The sequence below is a fragment of the Enterobacter cloacae complex sp. ECC445 genome, assembly GCF_021892025.1.
Classification (GTDB): domain Bacteria; phylum Pseudomonadota; class Gammaproteobacteria; order Enterobacterales; family Enterobacteriaceae; genus Enterobacter; species Enterobacter chengduensis.
Genome location: NZ_JAKLRZ010000005.1, coordinates 1 through 16,738 on the forward strand (window position 1 = coordinate 1; position 16,738 = coordinate 16,738).

Annotated in this window: 17 protein-coding genes and 2 tRNA genes; 7 read left to right on the forward strand and 12 right to left on the reverse strand. The window is 58.4% G+C overall.

The genetic code is table 11. The features are described from left to right. Positions 1 to 2: 2 nt before the first annotated feature. From L6R44_RS06105 to mltB, 11 genes are all read right to left on the reverse strand, one after another. Positions 3 to 76: transfer RNA gene (locus L6R44_RS06105), tRNA-Arg, on the reverse strand. Between the two features lie 4 nt (positions 77 to 80). After that, positions 81 to 173, reverse strand: a tRNA-Ser gene (locus L6R44_RS06110). 342 nt (positions 174 to 515) lie between these two features. Continuing rightward, positions 516 to 701 (reverse strand): carbon storage regulator CsrA, encoded by a 186-nt coding sequence (gene csrA, locus L6R44_RS06115; protein WP_000906486.1) that lies wholly within the window; start codon positions 699 to 701, stop codon positions 516 to 518. Between the two features lie 241 nt (positions 702 to 942). Next, the gene (gene alaS / locus L6R44_RS06120) at positions 943 to 3,570 is read right to left on the reverse strand and encodes an alanine--tRNA ligase (protein ID WP_237423579.1); all 2,628 of its coding nucleotides are present in this window, start codon (positions 3,568 to 3,570) and stop codon (positions 943 to 945) included. Between the two features lie 130 nt (positions 3,571 to 3,700). Further along, positions 3,701 to 4,201 carry a recombination regulator RecX gene (recX, locus tag L6R44_RS06125; RefSeq protein ID WP_237423580.1) on the reverse strand — a complete coding sequence of 167 codons (501 nt, stop codon included), beginning with the start codon at positions 4,199 to 4,201 and terminating at the stop codon, positions 3,701 to 3,703. 68 nt (positions 4,202 to 4,269) lie between these two features. After that, positions 4,270 to 5,328, reverse strand: coding sequence for a recombinase RecA (gene recA / locus L6R44_RS06130; RefSeq protein ID WP_032643002.1), 1,059 nt, complete (start codon positions 5,326 to 5,328; stop codon positions 4,270 to 4,272). Positions 5,329 to 5,417: 89 nt separating this feature from the next. Next, positions 5,418 to 5,915, reverse strand: a complete 498-nt coding sequence (gene pncC, locus L6R44_RS06135) for a nicotinamide-nucleotide amidase (RefSeq protein WP_032643004.1) — start codon at positions 5,913 to 5,915, stop codon at positions 5,418 to 5,420. Positions 5,916 to 6,043: 128 nt separating this feature from the next. After that, positions 6,044 to 6,922, reverse strand: coding sequence for a metal ABC transporter substrate-binding protein (locus tag L6R44_RS06140; RefSeq protein WP_237423581.1), 879 nt, complete (start codon positions 6,920 to 6,922; stop codon positions 6,044 to 6,046). 14 nt (positions 6,923 to 6,936) lie between these two features. Then, complete coding sequence (locus L6R44_RS06145) at positions 6,937 to 7,797, reverse strand: metal ABC transporter permease (RefSeq protein WP_237423582.1); 861 nt, start codon at positions 7,795 to 7,797, stop codon at positions 6,937 to 6,939. Beyond that, positions 7,794 to 8,447 carry a metal ABC transporter ATP-binding protein gene (locus L6R44_RS06150; RefSeq protein ID WP_237423583.1) on the reverse strand — a complete coding sequence of 218 codons (654 nt, stop codon included), beginning with the start codon at positions 8,445 to 8,447 and terminating at the stop codon, positions 7,794 to 7,796. Before L6R44_RS06150 ends, L6R44_RS06145 begins: the two co-directional genes overlap by 4 nt. A gap of 272 nt (positions 8,448 to 8,719) precedes the next feature. After that, complete coding sequence (gene mltB, locus L6R44_RS06155) at positions 8,720 to 9,820, reverse strand: lytic murein transglycosylase B (RefSeq protein WP_237423584.1); 1,101 nt, start codon at positions 9,818 to 9,820, stop codon at positions 8,720 to 8,722. Between the two features lie 251 nt (positions 9,821 to 10,071). Here mltB and srlA point away from each other — a divergent pair, with 251 nt between their 5' ends. The 7 genes from srlA to gutQ all read left to right on the forward strand — a co-directional run bounded on the left by srlA (position 10,072) and on the right by gutQ (position 15,085). After that, on the forward strand, positions 10,072 to 10,635 hold the full coding sequence (gene srlA, locus L6R44_RS06160) for a PTS glucitol/sorbitol transporter subunit IIC (protein ID WP_003862164.1): 564 nt from the start codon (positions 10,072 to 10,074) through the stop codon (positions 10,633 to 10,635). Further along, complete coding sequence (srlE, locus tag L6R44_RS06165; RefSeq protein WP_063144185.1) at positions 10,632 to 11,591, forward strand: PTS glucitol/sorbitol transporter subunit IIB; 960 nt, start codon at positions 10,632 to 10,634, stop codon at positions 11,589 to 11,591. Before srlA ends, srlE begins: the two co-directional genes overlap by 4 nt. 12 nt (positions 11,592 to 11,603) lie before the next feature. Next, positions 11,604 to 11,966, forward strand: coding sequence for a PTS glucitol/sorbitol transporter subunit IIA (gene srlB, locus L6R44_RS06170; RefSeq protein WP_032643016.1), 363 nt, complete (start codon positions 11,604 to 11,606; stop codon positions 11,964 to 11,966). A 14-nt stretch (positions 11,967 to 11,980) separates the two neighbouring features. After that, positions 11,981 to 12,760: a sorbitol-6-phosphate dehydrogenase gene (gene srlD, locus L6R44_RS06175; RefSeq protein WP_032643018.1), complete on the forward strand. Its 780-nt coding sequence runs from the start codon at positions 11,981 to 11,983 to the stop codon at positions 12,758 to 12,760. A 170-nt stretch (positions 12,761 to 12,930) separates the two neighbouring features. Beyond that, entirely contained in the window at positions 12,931 to 13,290 is a 360-nt protein-coding gene (gutM, locus tag L6R44_RS06180) for a transcriptional regulator GutM (protein ID WP_032643020.1), read from the forward strand. Positions 13,291 to 13,353: 63 nt separating this feature from the next. Continuing rightward, positions 13,354 to 14,127, forward strand: coding sequence for a glucitol operon DNA-binding transcriptional repressor SrlR (gene srlR / locus L6R44_RS06185; protein ID WP_021241949.1), 774 nt, complete (start codon positions 13,354 to 13,356; stop codon positions 14,125 to 14,127). Then, the gene (gene gutQ / locus L6R44_RS06190) at positions 14,120 to 15,085 is read left to right on the forward strand and encodes an arabinose-5-phosphate isomerase GutQ (RefSeq protein ID WP_237423585.1); all 966 of its coding nucleotides are present in this window, start codon (positions 14,120 to 14,122) and stop codon (positions 15,083 to 15,085) included. The genes srlR and gutQ overlap by 8 nt, the downstream gene beginning before the upstream one ends. Here the strand turns inward: gutQ and norR are convergent. Beyond that, the gene (gene norR, locus L6R44_RS06195) at positions 15,082 to 16,596 is read right to left on the reverse strand and encodes a nitric oxide reductase transcriptional regulator NorR (RefSeq protein WP_237423586.1); all 1,515 of its coding nucleotides are present in this window, start codon (positions 16,594 to 16,596) and stop codon (positions 15,082 to 15,084) included. The genes gutQ and norR overlap by 4 nt on opposite strands. Between the last annotated feature and the right edge of the window lie 142 nt (positions 16,597 to 16,738).

Here is a 16,738-nt window from a genome sequence, read left to right on the forward strand (position 1 = left end):
GGTGCATCCGGGAGGATTCGAACCTCCGACCGCTCGGTTCGTAGCCGAGTACTCTATCCAGCTGAGCTACGGATGCAAAATGGCGGTGAGGCGGGGATTCGAACCCCGGATGCAGCTTTTGACCGCATACTCCCTTAGCAGGGGAGCGCCTTCAGCCTCTCGGCCACCTCACCACACAACGCCTCTTTCGAGTGCTTTGAGTAACTCGTTAAGAGCTTCTCGTCGCTGCGTGGCGCATATATTACTTTCTGGGACTTATAAGTCAAACAATTTTCCAAAAGCTTTTATCGTTTGCACAAATCACACGCAATTCGCATGTAAAAGCCGCAAAGAGGGTGTTTTATAAGCGGATTTTGCAGCGTTCTTCTCAAAAAACGTATGCAGAAAAGAAGGGGTTGGGACGAGTTAAGGGTGTGGGACTGGTCAAAAAGAGAGCAATTGAAATGAAACGGTAACGTTGAGCAGGAAAAATGACAGGAGGGTTGCGTCTCGCCCGACAGCGACACGCGACAATATCAGTAACTGGACTGCTGGGATTTTTCAGCCTGGATACGCTGGTAGATCTCTTCACGGTGGACAGATACTTCTTTAGGAGCGTTAACACCAATACGTACCTGGTTACCCTTTACCCCTAAAACTGTCACGGTGACCTCATCCCCAATCATGAGGGTCTCACCAACTCGACGAGTCAGAATCAGCATTCTTTGCTCCTTGAAAGATTAAAAGAGTCGGGTCTCTTGTATCCCGGCATTATCCATCATATAACGCCAAAAAGTAAGCGATGACAAACACGTAATGTGTAAGCAGTCACGGCATCACATTCTGTTAAACGTAAGTTTAGCCGATATACACAAACTCAACCTGACTTTATCGTTATCGATAGCGCAGTGAACAAGACGCCATAACGTTACCGCTATGGCGTCTGCTTGTGCTTTGTAGTTATTACAGTTTCGCGCTTACCCAGCTTTCAACGCTGGCCAATGCCGCAGGAAGTGCCGCCGCATCCGTACCACCGGCTTGCGCCATGTCCGGACGGCCGCCACCCTTGCCGCCCACCTGCTGGGCGACCATACCAATCAGTTCCCCTGCTTTTACGCGGTCGGTCACATCCTTAGAGACGCCCGCAATCAGAGAAACCTTACCTTCTGCCACCGTTGCCAGCACGATAACGGTAGAACCAAGCTGGTTCTTGAGATCGTCGACCATAGTACGCAGCATCTTAGGCTCCACGCCCGCCAGATCGCTGACCAGCAGTTTGACGCCCTTAATGTCTACCGCTTTGCTGGAGAGGTTTGCACTCTCCTGCGCCGCAGCCTGCTCTTTCAGCTGCTGCAGCTCTTTTTCCAGCTGACGGGTGCGATCCAGCGCAACGCGCACTTTCTCGCCCAGGTTCTGGCTATCGCCCTTCAGCAGCTGCGCGATGTCGTGCAGCTGATCGCTCTGCGCATGCAGGCTGGCAATTGCGCCTTCGCCGGTTACTGCTTCAATACGGCGCACGCCAGCCGCCGTTCCCGACTCGGAAACGATGCGGAACAGGCCGATATCACCGGTGCGCGAGGCGTGCGTACCGCCGCACAGCTCGGTGGAGAAGTCGCCCATGCTCAGTACGCGAACACGTTCGTCATATTTCTCGCCGAACAGCGCCATCGCACCTTTTTTCTTCGCGTCCTCGAGATCCATGATATGGGTCTCGATTGGCAGGTTGCGACGGATCTGAGCGTTCACCAGATCCTCCACCGCACGGATTTCCGACGGCTTCATCGCTTCAAAATGCGAGAAGTCGAAGCGCAGCACTTTGTCGTTAACCAGAGAACCTTTCTGTGCAACGTGGGTGCCCAGCACGTCGCGCAGGGCAGCGTGCATCAGGTGGGTTGCAGAGTGGTTCAGACGAATGCGCGCGCGGCGAGCTTCATCCACGTTCGCCTGCACGCCCTCGCCCACTTTCAGCGAACCGGAAACCAGTTTGCCCTGGTGGCCAATCGCCTGACCGAATTTCTGAGTGTCGCTGACGCTGAAGCTAAAGCCATTGCCTTTCAGTTCGCCTTTATCGCCAACCTGGCCGCCGGATTCCGCATAGAACGGCGTTTTGTCCAGAATGACTACCGCATCCTGACCCGCGCTGATGCTGTCTACGGCTTTACCGTCAACAAACAGGGCGGTCACTTTGCCGGTCAGCTCCAGCGCCTCATAGCCTTTGAATTCAGACGCGCTATCAACGCGGATCATCGCGTTGTAGTCCGCACCGAAACCGCTGGATTCACGCGCACGACGGCGCTGCTCTTCCATCGCGGCTTCGAAGCCCGCCTCGTCAACTTTAATGTTGCGCTCGCGGCAAACGTCCGCCGTCAGGTCAACCGGGAAGCCGTAGGTGTCGTACAGGCGGAAAGCGGTTTCGCCATCCAGCGTGTCGCCCTTAAGTTTTGCCAGCTCTTCGTCCAGCAGCGCCAGACCGCGCTCCAGCGTACGGGCAAACTGCTCTTCTTCGGTTTTCAGCACCTGCTCGACCTGCGCCTGCTGGCGTTTCAGCTCATCACCGGCAGCACCCATTACGCCAATCAGTGGCCCAACGAGCTTATAGAAGAAGGTGTCCTTCGCGCCCAGCATGTTGCCGTGACGGATGGCACGGCGAATGATACGACGCAGCACGTAGCCACGGTTTTCATTCGACGGGATAACGCCGTCGGCAATCAGGAACGCACAGGAACGAATGTGGTCCGCGATAACGCGCAGCGATTTGTTGTTCAGATCGGTCGCGCCGGTCACGTCGGCAACGGCTTTGATCAGGGTGCTGAACAGGTCAATCTCATAGTTGGAGTTAACGTGCTGCAGTACCGCGGCAATACGCTCCAGACCCATACCGGTATCGACGGAAGGCTTCGGCAGCGGCTCCATCGTACCGTCGGCCTGACGGTTGAACTGCATGAAGACGATGTTCCAGATCTCAATGTAGCGATCGCCGTCTTCTTCCGGGCTGCCTGGAGGACCGCCCCAGATGTGGTCGCCGTGATCGTAGAAGATCTCGGTGCACGGACCGCAAGGACCGGTGTCACCCATCTGCCAGAAGTTGTCAGACGCGTATGGCGCGCCTTTGTTATCACCGATGCGAATAATGCGCTCGCGCGGGATCCCGACTTCTTTTTCCCAGATTTCGTAGGCTTCGTCATCGGTTTCATAGACGGTAACCCACAGACGCTCTTTCGGCAGGTTGAACCAGTTTTCACCGGTCAGCAGTTCCCACGCATATTGAATGGCATCGTGTTTGAAGTAGTCGCCGAAGCTGAAGTTACCCAGCATTTCGAAGAAGGTGTGGTGACGCGCGGTGTAACCGACGTTTTCCAGGTCGTTGTGTTTACCGCCCGCACGCACGCAACGCTGTGAGGTTGTGGCGCGGGAATAATTACGCTTGTCGAGACCAAGGAACACATCCTTGAACTGGTTCATCCCGGCGTTGGTAAACAGCAGAGTCGGGTCGTTGTTCGGTACCAGGGAGCTGCTGGCAACAACCTGGTGTCCCTTACTATGGAAAAAATCGAGAAACGCCTGACGGATCTCAGCGGTGCTCTTGCTCATAATTATCCTGAAATCAAGCTAACGAAATGTCGCAGCCAGCCTGTCTCGGTAAACCGTTGGACAGACCAGCTACTGAAAAAGTGGGAATAAGATAAGTTTTCTTTGGAGGGAAGTAAAATCCCGCATGCGTTCAATCGGCAAAATTGCGCCAGATATCCTGAATATCTTCCATCAGGAAGCCGCGGTAGAGCAAAAAGCGCTGTATTTTGACTTTATCTGAAAAATCGCGCGGCAGCGGTTCGCCGTACTTACGAATCGCCTGCTCTTTCGCCCGTTCGCACCAGTCAACATCGCATTCACGCATCGCTTTTTCAATAGACTCTCTGGCCACGCCTTTCTGGTTCAGCTCCTGGCGGATGCGCGCAGGCCCGTAGCCTTTACGGCCGCGGCTGGCAAGAAAGCGGGCGGCAAAACGTTCGTCATCAAGGTAACGATGTTCATAGCACCAGGCAATCACGCGGTCATAATCTTCCGCGGTGGCATCAATCTCTTCCGGCCCGTTTTTGCTCATTACCGGAGCCGACAGTTTTCGCCGCAGCTCCTGTTCGCTATGGTCACGAACGGCCAGGATGCGCACCGCGCGGTCCAGCAAGCGCGCAAACGCGGGTCGACGTGTTGTCGGTTCACTCATAAAAAACCTGCAGATTCAGAAATGCAAAAAGGGCCGCATCAGCAGCCCTTCATTTTTAAACGAGAGATTTAAAAGTCTTCGTTGGTTTCTTCAGCATCCGCGGCATCGACCACGAAATCAGGTTTGGAGTCCTGGTTGTTCAGCAGAAGCTCACGCACCTTCTTCTCAATCTCTTTCGCCGCACCCGGATTCTCTTTCAGCCAGGAAATCGCATTCGCTTTACCCTGACCAATTTTGTCACCGTTGTAGCTGTACCAGGCACCCGCTTTTTCAATCAGCTTCTCTTTCACGCCCAGGTCAACCAGCTCGCCGTAGAAGTTAATCCCTTCGCCGTAGAGGATCTGGAATTCAGCCTGTTTGAACGGTGCGGCAATTTTGTTCTTCACAACCTTCACGCGGGTCTCGCTACCCACCACGTTCTCACCCTCTTTTACCGCACCGATACGGCGGATATCCAGACGGACAGAGGCGTAGAATTTCAGTGCGTTGCCACCGGTCGTGGTTTCCGGGTTACCGAACATCACACCAATTTTCATACGGATCTGGTTGATGAAGATCAGCAGCGTGTTGGACTGCTTCAGGTTACCCGCCAGCTTACGCATCGCCTGGCTCATCATACGTGCCGCGAGGCCCATGTGAGAGTCGCCGATTTCGCCTTCGATTTCCGCTTTTGGCGTCAGTGCGGCAACGGAGTCGACCACGATAACGTCAACGGCACCCGAGCGCGCCAGCGCGTCACAAATTTCCAGCGCCTGCTCACCGGTGTCCGGCTGAGAACACAGCAGATTGTCGATGTCCACGCCCAGTTTACGCGCATAAACAGGGTCCAGCGCGTGCTCGGCATCGATAAACGCACAGGTTTTACCTTCGCGCTGAGCCGCAGCAATCACCTGCAGCGTCAGGGTGGTTTTACCGGAGGACTCTGGCCCGTAGATCTCTACGATACGGCCCATTGGCAGACCGCCCGCGCCCAGCGCGATATCCAGAGAAAGCGAACCGGTGGAGATCGTTTCCACATCCATGGTACGGTCTTCACCCAGGCGCATGATGGAGCCTTTACCGAATTGCTTTTCGATCTGGCCCAGTGCTGCCGCCAACGCTTTCTGTTTGTTTTCGTCGATAGCCATTATTACTCCTGTCATGCCGGGAGAAGCGACTGTGCTTCACCGTGGATTTCTGTTCTGTTGGTGCAATTATACTGTATAGTCATACAGTATCAAGTGTTTTGTAGAAATTGTTGCCAGAGCGTTTTTAACGCATATTCCGTTGCCTGACGGCGCACGCTTTCGCGATCGCCGCTGAAGCATTCCCGGCGGGTGATCCCCTCCCCTTTGGACGTGGCGAAGCCAAACCAGACGGTGCCTACGGGCTTCACGTCACTGCCGCCGTCCGGGCCCGCAATACCGCTAATGGAAATCGCGTAATCTGCGCGCGCCTCTTTGAGCGCGCCAATGGCCATCTCGATCACCACCGGCTCGCTGACCGCGCCGTGCTGTTCCAGCGTGGATTCGCGCACGCCAATCATCTGCGCTTTAGCTTCGTTACTGTAGGTGACAAAGCCGCGCTCAAACCAGGCGGAGCTGCCGGCAATATCGGTAATCGCCTTCGCCACCCAGCCGCCGGTGCAGGACTCCGCGGTGGTGATTGTCGCGCCGCGCTGCTTCAGGGCAAGGCCAACGATCTCGCTAAGCTGCATCAATTCATGGTCAGTCATTCTCGCTCCAGGCATCAGAAAAACGTGCTGCACAAGATAGCACTTTCTCGTCAGATGTGGGGATGCGCTTCAGGTTTTACGAGGGGGCTTCAGAAAAAAGCCGGTACGGATGCACCGGCTGCGGAGGGTTATTTCATGCTGCTGGCAAGCGTATTCACATTGTGACGGAACGCCTTAACGTAGGTGTCGGCCACCCCACCCTTTGCCGACAGGGCTTCAGGGTAAAGTTCCCCCCCAGGCTGTGCGCCTGTCGCCGACGCAATCTGTTTCACCAGACGCGGATCGAGCTGGTTTTCCATAAACCAGGTTTTCACGCCGTCGGCTTTGATCTGATTGATAATCTCCGCCACCTGCGCCGCGCTCGCCTCGCTCTCTGACGAGAGCCCCTGTGGCGCCATAAACGTCACGCCGTAGGCGCGGCTGAAATAGCCGAACGCGTCATGGCTGGTCAGCACGTTACGCTTTTCCTGCGGGATCTGGCTAAAGCGGTTTTTGGCCCAGCCGTCCAGCTGCGTCAGCTGCGCGATATACGGTTTGCCTGACGCCTCCAGCGCCGCTTTGTCCTCCGGGTCCGCTTTCACCAGCCCGTTCAGAATATTTTGCGCATACAGCGCCCCGTTCGCCGCGCTGTTCCAGGCGTGCGGGTCGGTCACGGTCTTGCCATCTTCCTCAAGCGTGTGGGTTTTCACCCCGGCTGAGGCCACAACCAGCTGCCCCTTAAATCCGGAAGCGTTCACCAGACGGTCAAGCCACCCTTCCAGCCCCAGGCCGTTGACCACCACCACGTCAGCCTTGCTCAGCGCTGCGCTGTCTTTCGGCGACGGTTCGAAGGTATGCGGATCGCCGTCCGGCCCGACCAGCGTCGTCACCTTCACATGGTCACCGCCTACCTCCTGCGTGATGTCCCCCAGTATCGAAAAGCTGGTGACCACATTCAGCGTTTTCGCCATCACGCCGTACGACATCATCCCCAGCGCGAGCGCCACTGCTAATCCTGTACGTTTCATCGTTTCCCCTTGCGTTAAAAATACGCCCGCAGACTGCCAGCGAGCCTGCTTCGCGTACCCAATAAAATGGAAATAAAGAACAGCGCGCTGGCGGTCAGCACGATGGATGGCCCGGCCGGGAGACTCATCGCCCAGGAGAGGCTCAGCCCCAGCCATGCGCAGAGAATGCCGCTGATGCCCGCCATCAGGAGTAACGCCGGTAACGTGCGCACCCAGCAGCGTGCCGCCACGGCCGGAAGCATCATCAGCCCGACGGCCATCAGCGTGCCGAGCACCTGAAAACCGGCCACCAGGTTAAGCACCAGCAGCGCCAGAAACAGTCCGTGCAGCACGCCAGGCAGCCAGCGGGCGTTCACCTGTAGCCAGGCGGTATCAAACGCTTCAGTGACCAGACCGCGATAGAACAGCGCCAGCGTGATAAGGGTGAACATACACACGCCCGTGACAAACAGCGCGGCGTCGTTGTCCACGGCGAGGATGGAGCCAAACAGCAGGTGCAGCAGGTCGACATTCGACCCGCGCAGCGACACCAGCGTGACCCCCAGCGCCAGCGAGCCAAGATAAAACCCGGCAAAGCTGGCATCTTCTTTCAGCGGCGTGCGTCGACTGACCAGACCGGCGAGCAGCGCCACGGTAATGCCCGCGATAAAACCACCAACGCTCATTGCCAGCAGCGACATGCCGCTAAGCAAATACCCCACGGCGACGCCCGGTAAAATGGCGTGAGAAAGCGCGTCGCCCATCAGGCTCATCCGACGCAGCTGAAGAAACACGCCGAGCGCGGTGGTGCTGACGGAGAGCGCCAGGCAAACCACCAGCGCCCGACGCATAAAGCCGTACTCAATAAACGGCTGGAAGAATATGTGCCAGATCATGCCACCCTCACCCGTTCGGTTTTCCACTGGGGTACGTCAGCATCCAGGCGTAAGGTCTGCGGGAAGTGGCGCGATACGCGCTCGCTGTCGTGCAGTACCGCGAGCAGCGTTTGTCCCTGCATATACATCTCCAGCATCAGATCCATCAGCACGTTGCAGGTGGCTTCATCGACCCCGGTAAAGGGCTCATCGAGCATCACCAGCGGCGCCTGCTGCACCAGGACGCGGGCAAACAGCATGCGCTGAAACTGGCCGCCGGAGAGTTCATCGATGGTGGATAGCGCCATGGACTCAAGCCCGACGCGCTCCAGCGCGCTGGCAATGCGCGACCGCGTTTCGCGACGAAACCCGGAAAAAAGCGAAATGCCCGGCCAGCAGCCCATGCCTACCACGTCCTGTACGGTCAGCGGAAACTGCGCCTCCAGCGCGTGACGCTGTGCCAGCCAGCCGATGACCGGGCGCTTCCCCTGCCAGCGGAAGCCGCCGCTCACGGGAGGAATAAACCCGGCGAGCGTTTTCAGCAGCGTGGATTTCCCGCAGCCGTTAGCGCCGATGATGGCGGTCATGCTTCCGCGTTCAATGGTGCCCGAGAGAGGCCGCGTCACGGGCTGGCGTTCATAGCCTGCGACCAGTTCGTTCATCAGGATCATGGCAGCGCCACCGCCCAGCGCACGGCCAGCGCGATAAAAATAATCAGCGCCAGCGCCAGCAAAACCCGGATCGGCGCAGACAGAGAGAAAAGGGTAGTAGACATGTTGATACCACATTAAATGTTATAACATAACAATAATGAAAGATGATTAAGATGTAAATGGCGGGTTTGGAAAGGGAGTGTGGCGAAATGTTTCTGCAAGAACCTGGATGGGCGCGGGGTGCCCTCACCCCAGCCCTCTCCCAAAGGGAGAGGGAGGAATAAGACGACTTACTGACTAAACGGTGACGCCGCCGTCACGCGGGCCTGCGAGACCGCCAGCCCCAGCTGCCACACGGCCATCGCATAGTGCGTGCTGTGGTTATAGCGGGTGATGGTGTAGAAGTTCGGCAGACCGTACCAGTACTGATAGCCGGTTCCCACGTCCAGACGCAGCAGGCTTACCTGGTCAACGTTGCCCAGCGGCTGGGTTGGCGTTAAGCCCGCCGCCGTCAGCTGCGCGACGCTGTATTTGGTTTTAAAGCCGTTTTCCAGGCCAAACGCCTCGCCGTTTGCCTGCACCGCCACCTGGCCACCCGGCGTCCAGCCGTGGGCTTTGAAGTAGTTCGCCACGCTGCCGATGGCATCCACCGGATCCCACAGGTTGATATGGCCGTCCCCGTTAAAGTCGACGGCATACTGTTTATAGGAGGACGGCATAAACTGGCCGTATCCCATCGCACCGGCAAACGACCCTTTCAGATCGAGCGGATCGTCCTGTTCATTACGGGCCATCAGCAGGAAGGTTTCCAGCTCAGACGAAAAATACTCGGCGCGGCGCGGGTAGTTAAAGGAGAGCGTCGCCAGCGCGTCGAGGATGCGGGTTTTGCCCATCACGCGGCCCCAGCGGGTTTCTACGCCGATAATCCCGACGATGATTTCCGGCGGCACGCCGTAGACCTGCCACGCGCGGTTGAGCGCATCTTCATACTGATTCCAGAACGCCACGCCGTTTTGCACGTTGTCCGGGGTAATAAACTGTTTGCGATAGCGCAGCCACGCGCCGTTTGGCCCGGTAGGGACCTGTGCCGTCGGCGCCTGTCTGTCCATCAGGCGCAGCACGTAGTCCAGACGCTTGGCCTGAGACAAAATCTCGTGCAGCTGCTGTCTGTCAAAGCCGTGTTTGCTGACCATTTTATCGATGAACTGCTCGGCCGCCGGGTTATTCGCGAAGTCGCCGCCCATCTGCATCATGTTGTGCTGCGGCTCCAGCAGGAATCCTCCGGAAGGCGCGCCCGCCGTTTGCTGAACGGCTTCGGTCTTAGGTTTGCTACTACAGGCAGACAGCAGAATAAGCGCAGGCAAGAGCGCTGCATAACGACGCTTGAACATGAGACATCCATTTAACGGGTTCGATAAGAACCCAGTATGGTAAAGCATCCGCAACACCTCAAGGAAGCGGTACGCACCCCCCCCACGCAAATCCGCGCTTTTTTCCACCGAAAACCATTGATCCCATCAATAAACTTTCAAAATAATCCATTTTTCTTTCATTGTGAGATCTAACTAACACTTTAAAACCTTTCAAAGTGATTATTATTAGCCCAGTCAGACAAAAACAAAAAGCCCCACAGGAGAGAAGAATGATAGAAACCATTACCCACGGCGCCGAGTGGTTCATCGGGCTGTTTCAGAAAGGCGGAGAAGTGTTCACCGGCATGGTGACCGGGATCCTGCCCCTGCTGATCAGCCTGCTGGTGATCATGAACGCGCTGATTAACTTTATCGGTCAGCAGCGCATTGAACGCTTCGCCCAGCGCTGTGCCGGAAACCCGCTGTCCCGCTACCTGATTTTGCCGTTCATCGGCACCTTCGTGTTCTGTAACCCGATGACCTTAAGCCTCGGTCGATTCATGCCGGAAAAGTACAAGCCGAGCTACTACGCCGCCGCCTCCTACAGCTGCCATTCCATGAACGGCCTGTTCCCGCACATCAACCCCGGCGAGCTGTTTGTTTACCTCGGGATCGCCAGCGGCCTGACCACCCTTGGCCTGCCGCTCGGTCCGCTGGCGGTCAGCTATCTGCTGGTCGGCCTGGTCACCAACTTCTTCCGCGGCTGGGTCACAGACCTCACCACCGCCATTTTTGAGAAAAAAATGGGCATCCAGCTTGAACAGAAAGTCCATCTTTCAGGAGCCACAGCATGAACCGGATCCGCATAGAGAAAGGCACGGGCGGCTGGGGCGGCCCGCTGGAGTTCGACGCCACCGAAGGCAAAAAGATCGTCTACATCACCGCGGGCACGCGCCCGGCAATCGTCGACAGGCTGCGCGAGCTGACCGGCTGGGAAGCGGTCGACGGCTTCAAGGAAGGCGAACCGCCGGAAGCGGAAATTGGCGTGGCGGTAATCGACTGCGGCGGCACGCTGCGCTGCGGCATCTATCCGAAGCGCCGCATTCCGACGGTGAATATTCACTCCACCGGCAAATCCGGCCCGCTGGCACAGTACATCCTTGAAGACATCTATGTGTCGGGCGTGAAGGAGGACAACATCACTCTGGTGAATGGGACTCCCGCGCCGCAAAAAGCGGCCCCGCGCGAGTACGACACCAGCAAGAAAATCACCGAGCAGAGCGACGGCCTGCTGGCAAAGGTCGGGATGGGGATGGGGTCCGCCGTGGCGGTGCTGTTCCAGTCCGGGCGCGACACCATCGACACGGTGCTGAAGACCATTCTGCCGTTTATGGCGTTCGTCTCGGCGCTGATCGGCATCATCATGGCGTCCGGCCTGGGCGACTGGATTGCCCACGGCCTCGCGCCGCTCGCCAGCCACCCGCTCGGGCTGGTGACGCTGGCGCTGATCTGCTCCTTCCCGCTGCTGTCGCCGTTCCTCGGCCCGGGGGCGGTGATTGCTCAGGTCATCGGCGTGCTGATTGGCGTTCAGATTGGGCTGGGGAACATTCCTCCGCACCTCGCCCTGCCCGCCCTGTTTGCCATTAACGCCCAGGCGGCGTGCGACTTCATCCCCGTTGGGCTGTCGCTGGCCGAAGCGCGCCAGGACACCGTGCGCGTGGGCGTGCCGTCCGTGCTGGTGAGCCGCTTCCTGACGGGCGCGCCGACGGTGCTGATTGCCTGGTTTGTCTCCGGCTTTATTTATCAATAAGAGGTTCCTGCGATGACCGTGATTTATCAGACCACCATTACCCGCATCGGCCAGAGCGCAGCGGATGCGCTGAGCGATCGAATGCTGATTACCTTCCGCGAAGGGGCCCCGGCGGATATCGAAGAGTTTTGCTTTATTCACTGCCACGGCGAGCTTAAGGGCGAGCTGAAGGCCGGGAGCCAGCTGGAGCTGGGCGAGACGCGCTATGCCGTGACCGCCGTCGGCGACGTGGCCGAGCAAAACCTGCGCGAGCTGGGCCATATCACCCTGCGTTTCGACGGCCGGCCGCAGGCGGAGTATCCCGGTACGGTTCACGTGGACGGCCCGGTTCCGCAGGCTGTCACCCCAGGCTGCACGTTAAAATTTGTTGCGTAATTAAGGAGATAGACATGAGTCAGGTTGCCGTTGTCATTGGTGGGGGACAAACCTTAGGCGAGTTCCTCTGCCGTGGGCTTGCCGCAGAAGGTTACCGCGTCGCGGTAGTGGATATTCAGAGTGAAAAAGCCGCCCGCGTGGCGGACGCCATCAACACCGAGTTTGGTGAAGGGATGGCGTACGGGTTTGGTGCCGACGCCACCAGCGAGCAGAGCGTAATGGCGCTGGCCCGGGGGGTGGACGAGATTTTTGGCCGTACCGACCTGCTGGTCTACAGCGCGGGAATTGCGAAAGCGGCCTTTATCAGCGATTTCGAACTGGGGGATTTTGACCGCTCGCTGCAGGTGAATCTGGTGGGCTATTTCCTCTGCGCCCGCGAGTTTTCCCGCCTGATGATCCGCGACGGCATTCAGGGGCGCATCATTCAGATCAACTCAAAATCCGGGAAGGTGGGCAGCAAGCACAACTCCGGCTACAGCGCGGCGAAGTTTGGCGGCGTGGGGCTGACGCAGTCTCTGGCGCTGGATCTCGCCGAATACGGCATTACCGTGCATTCGCTGATGCTGGGCAACCTGCTGAAATCGCCGATGTTCCAGTCCCTGCTGCCGCAGTACGCCACCAAGCTCGGCATCAAGGCGGAGGAAGTGGAGCAGTACTACATCGACAAAGTGCCGCTGAAGCGCGGGTGCGACTATCAGGACGTGCTGAACATGCTGCTGTTTTACGCCAGCCCGAAAGCCTCGTACTGCACCGGGCAGTCGATTAACGTCACCGGCGGGCAGGTGATGTTCTGATCGAGCGGTTTGTTCCCCCTCACCCTAACCCTCTCCCCGAGGGGAGAGGGGACGGCCAGGTGCAGCCTTCCCCCTCGCCCCTTTGGGGAGAGGGGACGGCCAGGTGCAGCCTTTTCCCCCTCGCCCCTTTGGGGAGAGGGACGGGGTGAGGGGAAAAATAAGGAGCCAACATGGTAACAACACTCATCACCCTCGCCGCACTCGCCTGGCTCTGCCAGATGGCGTTTGGCGGCTGGCAGATCCACCAGTTCAACCGCGCGTTTGATGCCCTGTGCCAGAAAGGCCGCGTGGGCGTCGGACGTTCCGGCGGACGCTTTAAACCGCGCGTGGTGGTCGCCGTTGCGCTGGATGAACACGATCGCGTGTGCGATTCCCTGATAATGCGCGGCCTGACCGTCTTCGCGCGTCCGGTGAAAATCCAGGCAATTAACGGCATTTCGCTGCAGGAATTGCGGCCTGATGTGATCTTTCCCCATGATCCGCTCTGTCAGAATGCACTATCATTAGCGCTTAATCTGAAACATGGATAATTTCGTTGTGAAAGCTATAGGCTTGCGAAATTATCATTTCGCAACCTAAGGAACGAAGCGCCTATGAAACCTCGTCAGCGGCAGGCGGCCATTCTGGAACATCTGCAAAAGCAGGGAAAATGCTCGGTAGAGGATCTGGCCCACTACTTTGACACCACCGGCACGACGATACGCAAGGACCTGGTATTGCTCGAGAACTCGGGTGCCGTTATTCGAACCTACGGCGGCGTGGTGCTCAATAAGGACGAAGCGGACCCGCCTATCGATCACAAAACGCTGATCAACACCCACCAGAAGGCGCTTATCGCCGAAGCGGCGGTGAAATTTATCCACGATGGCGACTCGATTATCCTTGACGCTGGCAGCACCGTCCTGCAGATGATCCCCCTGCTCAGCCGCTTTAACAACATCACGGTGATGACCAACAGCCTGCACATCGTTAACGCCCTGTCGGAATTCGACAGCGAGCAGACCATCCTGATGCCCGGCGGCACCTTCCGCAAAAAATCGGCGTCGTTTCACGGTCAGCTGGCGGAGAACGCCTTCGACCACTTCAGCTTTGATAAGCTATTCATGGGCACGGACGGCATCGACCTGAACGCGGGCGTTACGACGTTCAACGAGGTGTTTAGCGTCAGTAAAGCCATGTGCAACGCCGCGCGGGAAGTGATTTTGATGGCGGACTCGTCGAAGTTTGGCCGCAAAAGCCCCAACATTGTCTGTAGCCTGGAAAGCGTCGACAAGCTGATTACCGACGCGGGTATTGATCCGGCGTTCAGGAAAGCGCTGGAAGAGAAAGGCATCGACGTGATCGTAACCGGAGAGAGAGATGAGTGATTTTCTGTTAGAAACGGGCCGCCAGACGTTGATGCTGGAGCTGCAGGAAGCCAGCCGCCTGCCGGAACGTCTGGGCGAGGATTTTGTCCGCGCCGCCAATACCATTATCCACTGCGAAGGCAAAGTGATCGTGGCGGGCATCGGTAAATCCGGCCACATCGGCAAAAAGATTGCCGCGACGCTGGCGAGCACCGGCACCCCGGCCTTCTTCGTGCATCCCGCCGAGGCGCTGCACGGCGATCTGGGGATGATAGAGAGCCGCGACGTAATGCTGTTTATCTCCTACTCCGGTTCGGCGAAAGAGCTGGATCTCATCATTCCGCGCCTGCAGGAGAAATCGGTCGCCCTGCTGGCAATGACCGGAAAATCCCGCTCGCCGCTGGCGCTGGCCGCCAAGGCGACGCTGGATATTTCCGTTGAGCGTGAAGCCTGCCCTATGCATCTTGCTCCGACCTCCAGCACCGTTAATACCCTGATGATGGGCGACGCGCTGGCGATGGCGGTGATGCAGGCGCGCGGCTTTAACGAAGAAGATTTCGCCCGCTCGCATCCGGCGGGCGCGCTCGGCGCGCGCCTGCTCAACAAGGTTCACCACCTGATGCGCACCGACGATGCCATTCCGCAGGTCAAACTCGATACCAGCGTGATGGACGCGATGCTGGAACTGAGCCGCACCGGGCTGGGGCTGGTGGCGGTCTGCGACGACGACGGTTACGTCAAAGGCGTATTTACCGACGGCGACCTGCGCCGCTGGCTGGTGGGCGGCGGCAGGCTGGAAACAAGCGTGTCGGACGCCATGACTCAGGGCGGGCTGACGCTCAACGCCGAGAGCCGCGCCATTGAGGCCAAAGAGGTGCTGATGAAGCGCAAAATCACCGCCGCACCGGTGGTGGATGATTCCGGCAGGCTGTGCGGCGCCATCAACCTGCAGGACTTCTACCAGGCGGGGATTATCTAACCCTTCAGCCCCAGACGCTTCGCCAGCCTGTGCAGGTTGGCGACGTCCATCTCCAGCGCCCGGGCGCACGCCGCCCAGCTGCGGCTGTTCTGCTCCAGCGCGCGGGTAATCATCTGACGCTGGAATGCCTCTGTCGCGTCACGCAGGTTTTCATTCACTCTCTCTGGCGCAGCCTGGACGACAGGCGGTGCGGTTTCATCCTGCAGCGCAAAATGGCGCGCGTGGATCACCACTTCATCCCCCGAACGCGTCGCCCGCGCCAGCACCACCGCGCGATGAATCGCATGCTCCAGCTCGCGCACGTTGCCCGGCCAGCCGTAGCCCAGCAGATGCGCCCTCGCCCCCGGGCTGAGTACCACGCGGGAAAGCCCCATTCTGAGTCGGCACTGCTCGCAGAAAAAGCCCGCCAGCAGCAGCACGTCGTCCCCGCGCTCGCGCAGCGGCGGCACGGTAAGTGGGAACACGCTCAGGCGGTGGAACAGGTCGGCGCGGAACTGCCGGGCCAGCACCGCTTCACGCAGGTCGCGGTTCGTTGCCGCCAGCACGCGAACGTCCACTCTGTGACTGCGGTCGTCCCCCACGCGCTGAATGTCGCCGTACTGCAGCACGCGCAGGAGTTTAGCCTGTAGCGACAGGGAGAGTTCGCCAATCTCATCGAGAAACAGCGTGCCGTTATCGGCCATTTCGAACTTGCCGCTGCGGTTGCTGATGGCCCCGGTAAACGCCCCTTTCACGTGGCCAAAGAGCTCGCTTTCCGCCACGCTTTCCGGCAGCGCGGCGCAGTTGAGGTACACCAGCGGATTAACCGCGCGCGGTGAGGCTTCGTGGATGGCCTTCGCCACCAGCTCCTTGCCGGTGCCGGTTTCCCCGAAGATCAGCACGTTCAAATCAGAGGCGGCAACGATCTCGATCTCTTTTTTGAGCTGCACTATGCCAGGCGAAAGACCGATCATCTCCGTGTGCGCCACCGGCTCAAACGCCGCCGGGCTACCGGGAAGAATGTTCTGGCTCTCCAGCTGTTCAATCAGCAGCGCGTTATTGAGCGCCCCGGCGGCCAGCGCGGCAATCAGCCTTAACTCTTCATCGCTGAAGGTGTCGAACTGGTCCGGCGACATGCCGTCGAGGGTCAGCGCCCCAATCAGGTTTTGTCCGGCAAACAGCGGCAGGCCGATGCAGGCGTGTACCTTCAGGCTCTCCTGGCCAGGAATCAGCCCGTCGTACGGGTCGGGCAGATCGCTGTCCGCCGGGAAGCGCACCACGTCCCCCGCGCGGGCAATAGTCTCCAGCCGCGGGTGGCCCTCCAGGGTAAAACGCCGTCCGAGCACGTCCTTCGCCAGCCCGTCGATAGCCAGCGGAATAAACTGCCGTCCTTCGTAGCGCAGCAGCGCCGAGGCGTCGCACGCCAGCACGTGGCGCAGCGTGGAGATCAGCCGCTGAAAGCGGTCCTGATGGCCGATACCGGTCTGCAGCTCAATGGCGATCTTCGCCAGCACGTCTACGGAAAAACTCATGATGACCTCGCTGTCATTTTGACAACCCATGTTGTCATATTGACACTGTTATTGGTAGTCATTATGACTACCTCTTACGGATCATGAAAAAATTAATCAATTAAAATCAATAGATTAAAAGTTGGCACGCAGCTTGATATAA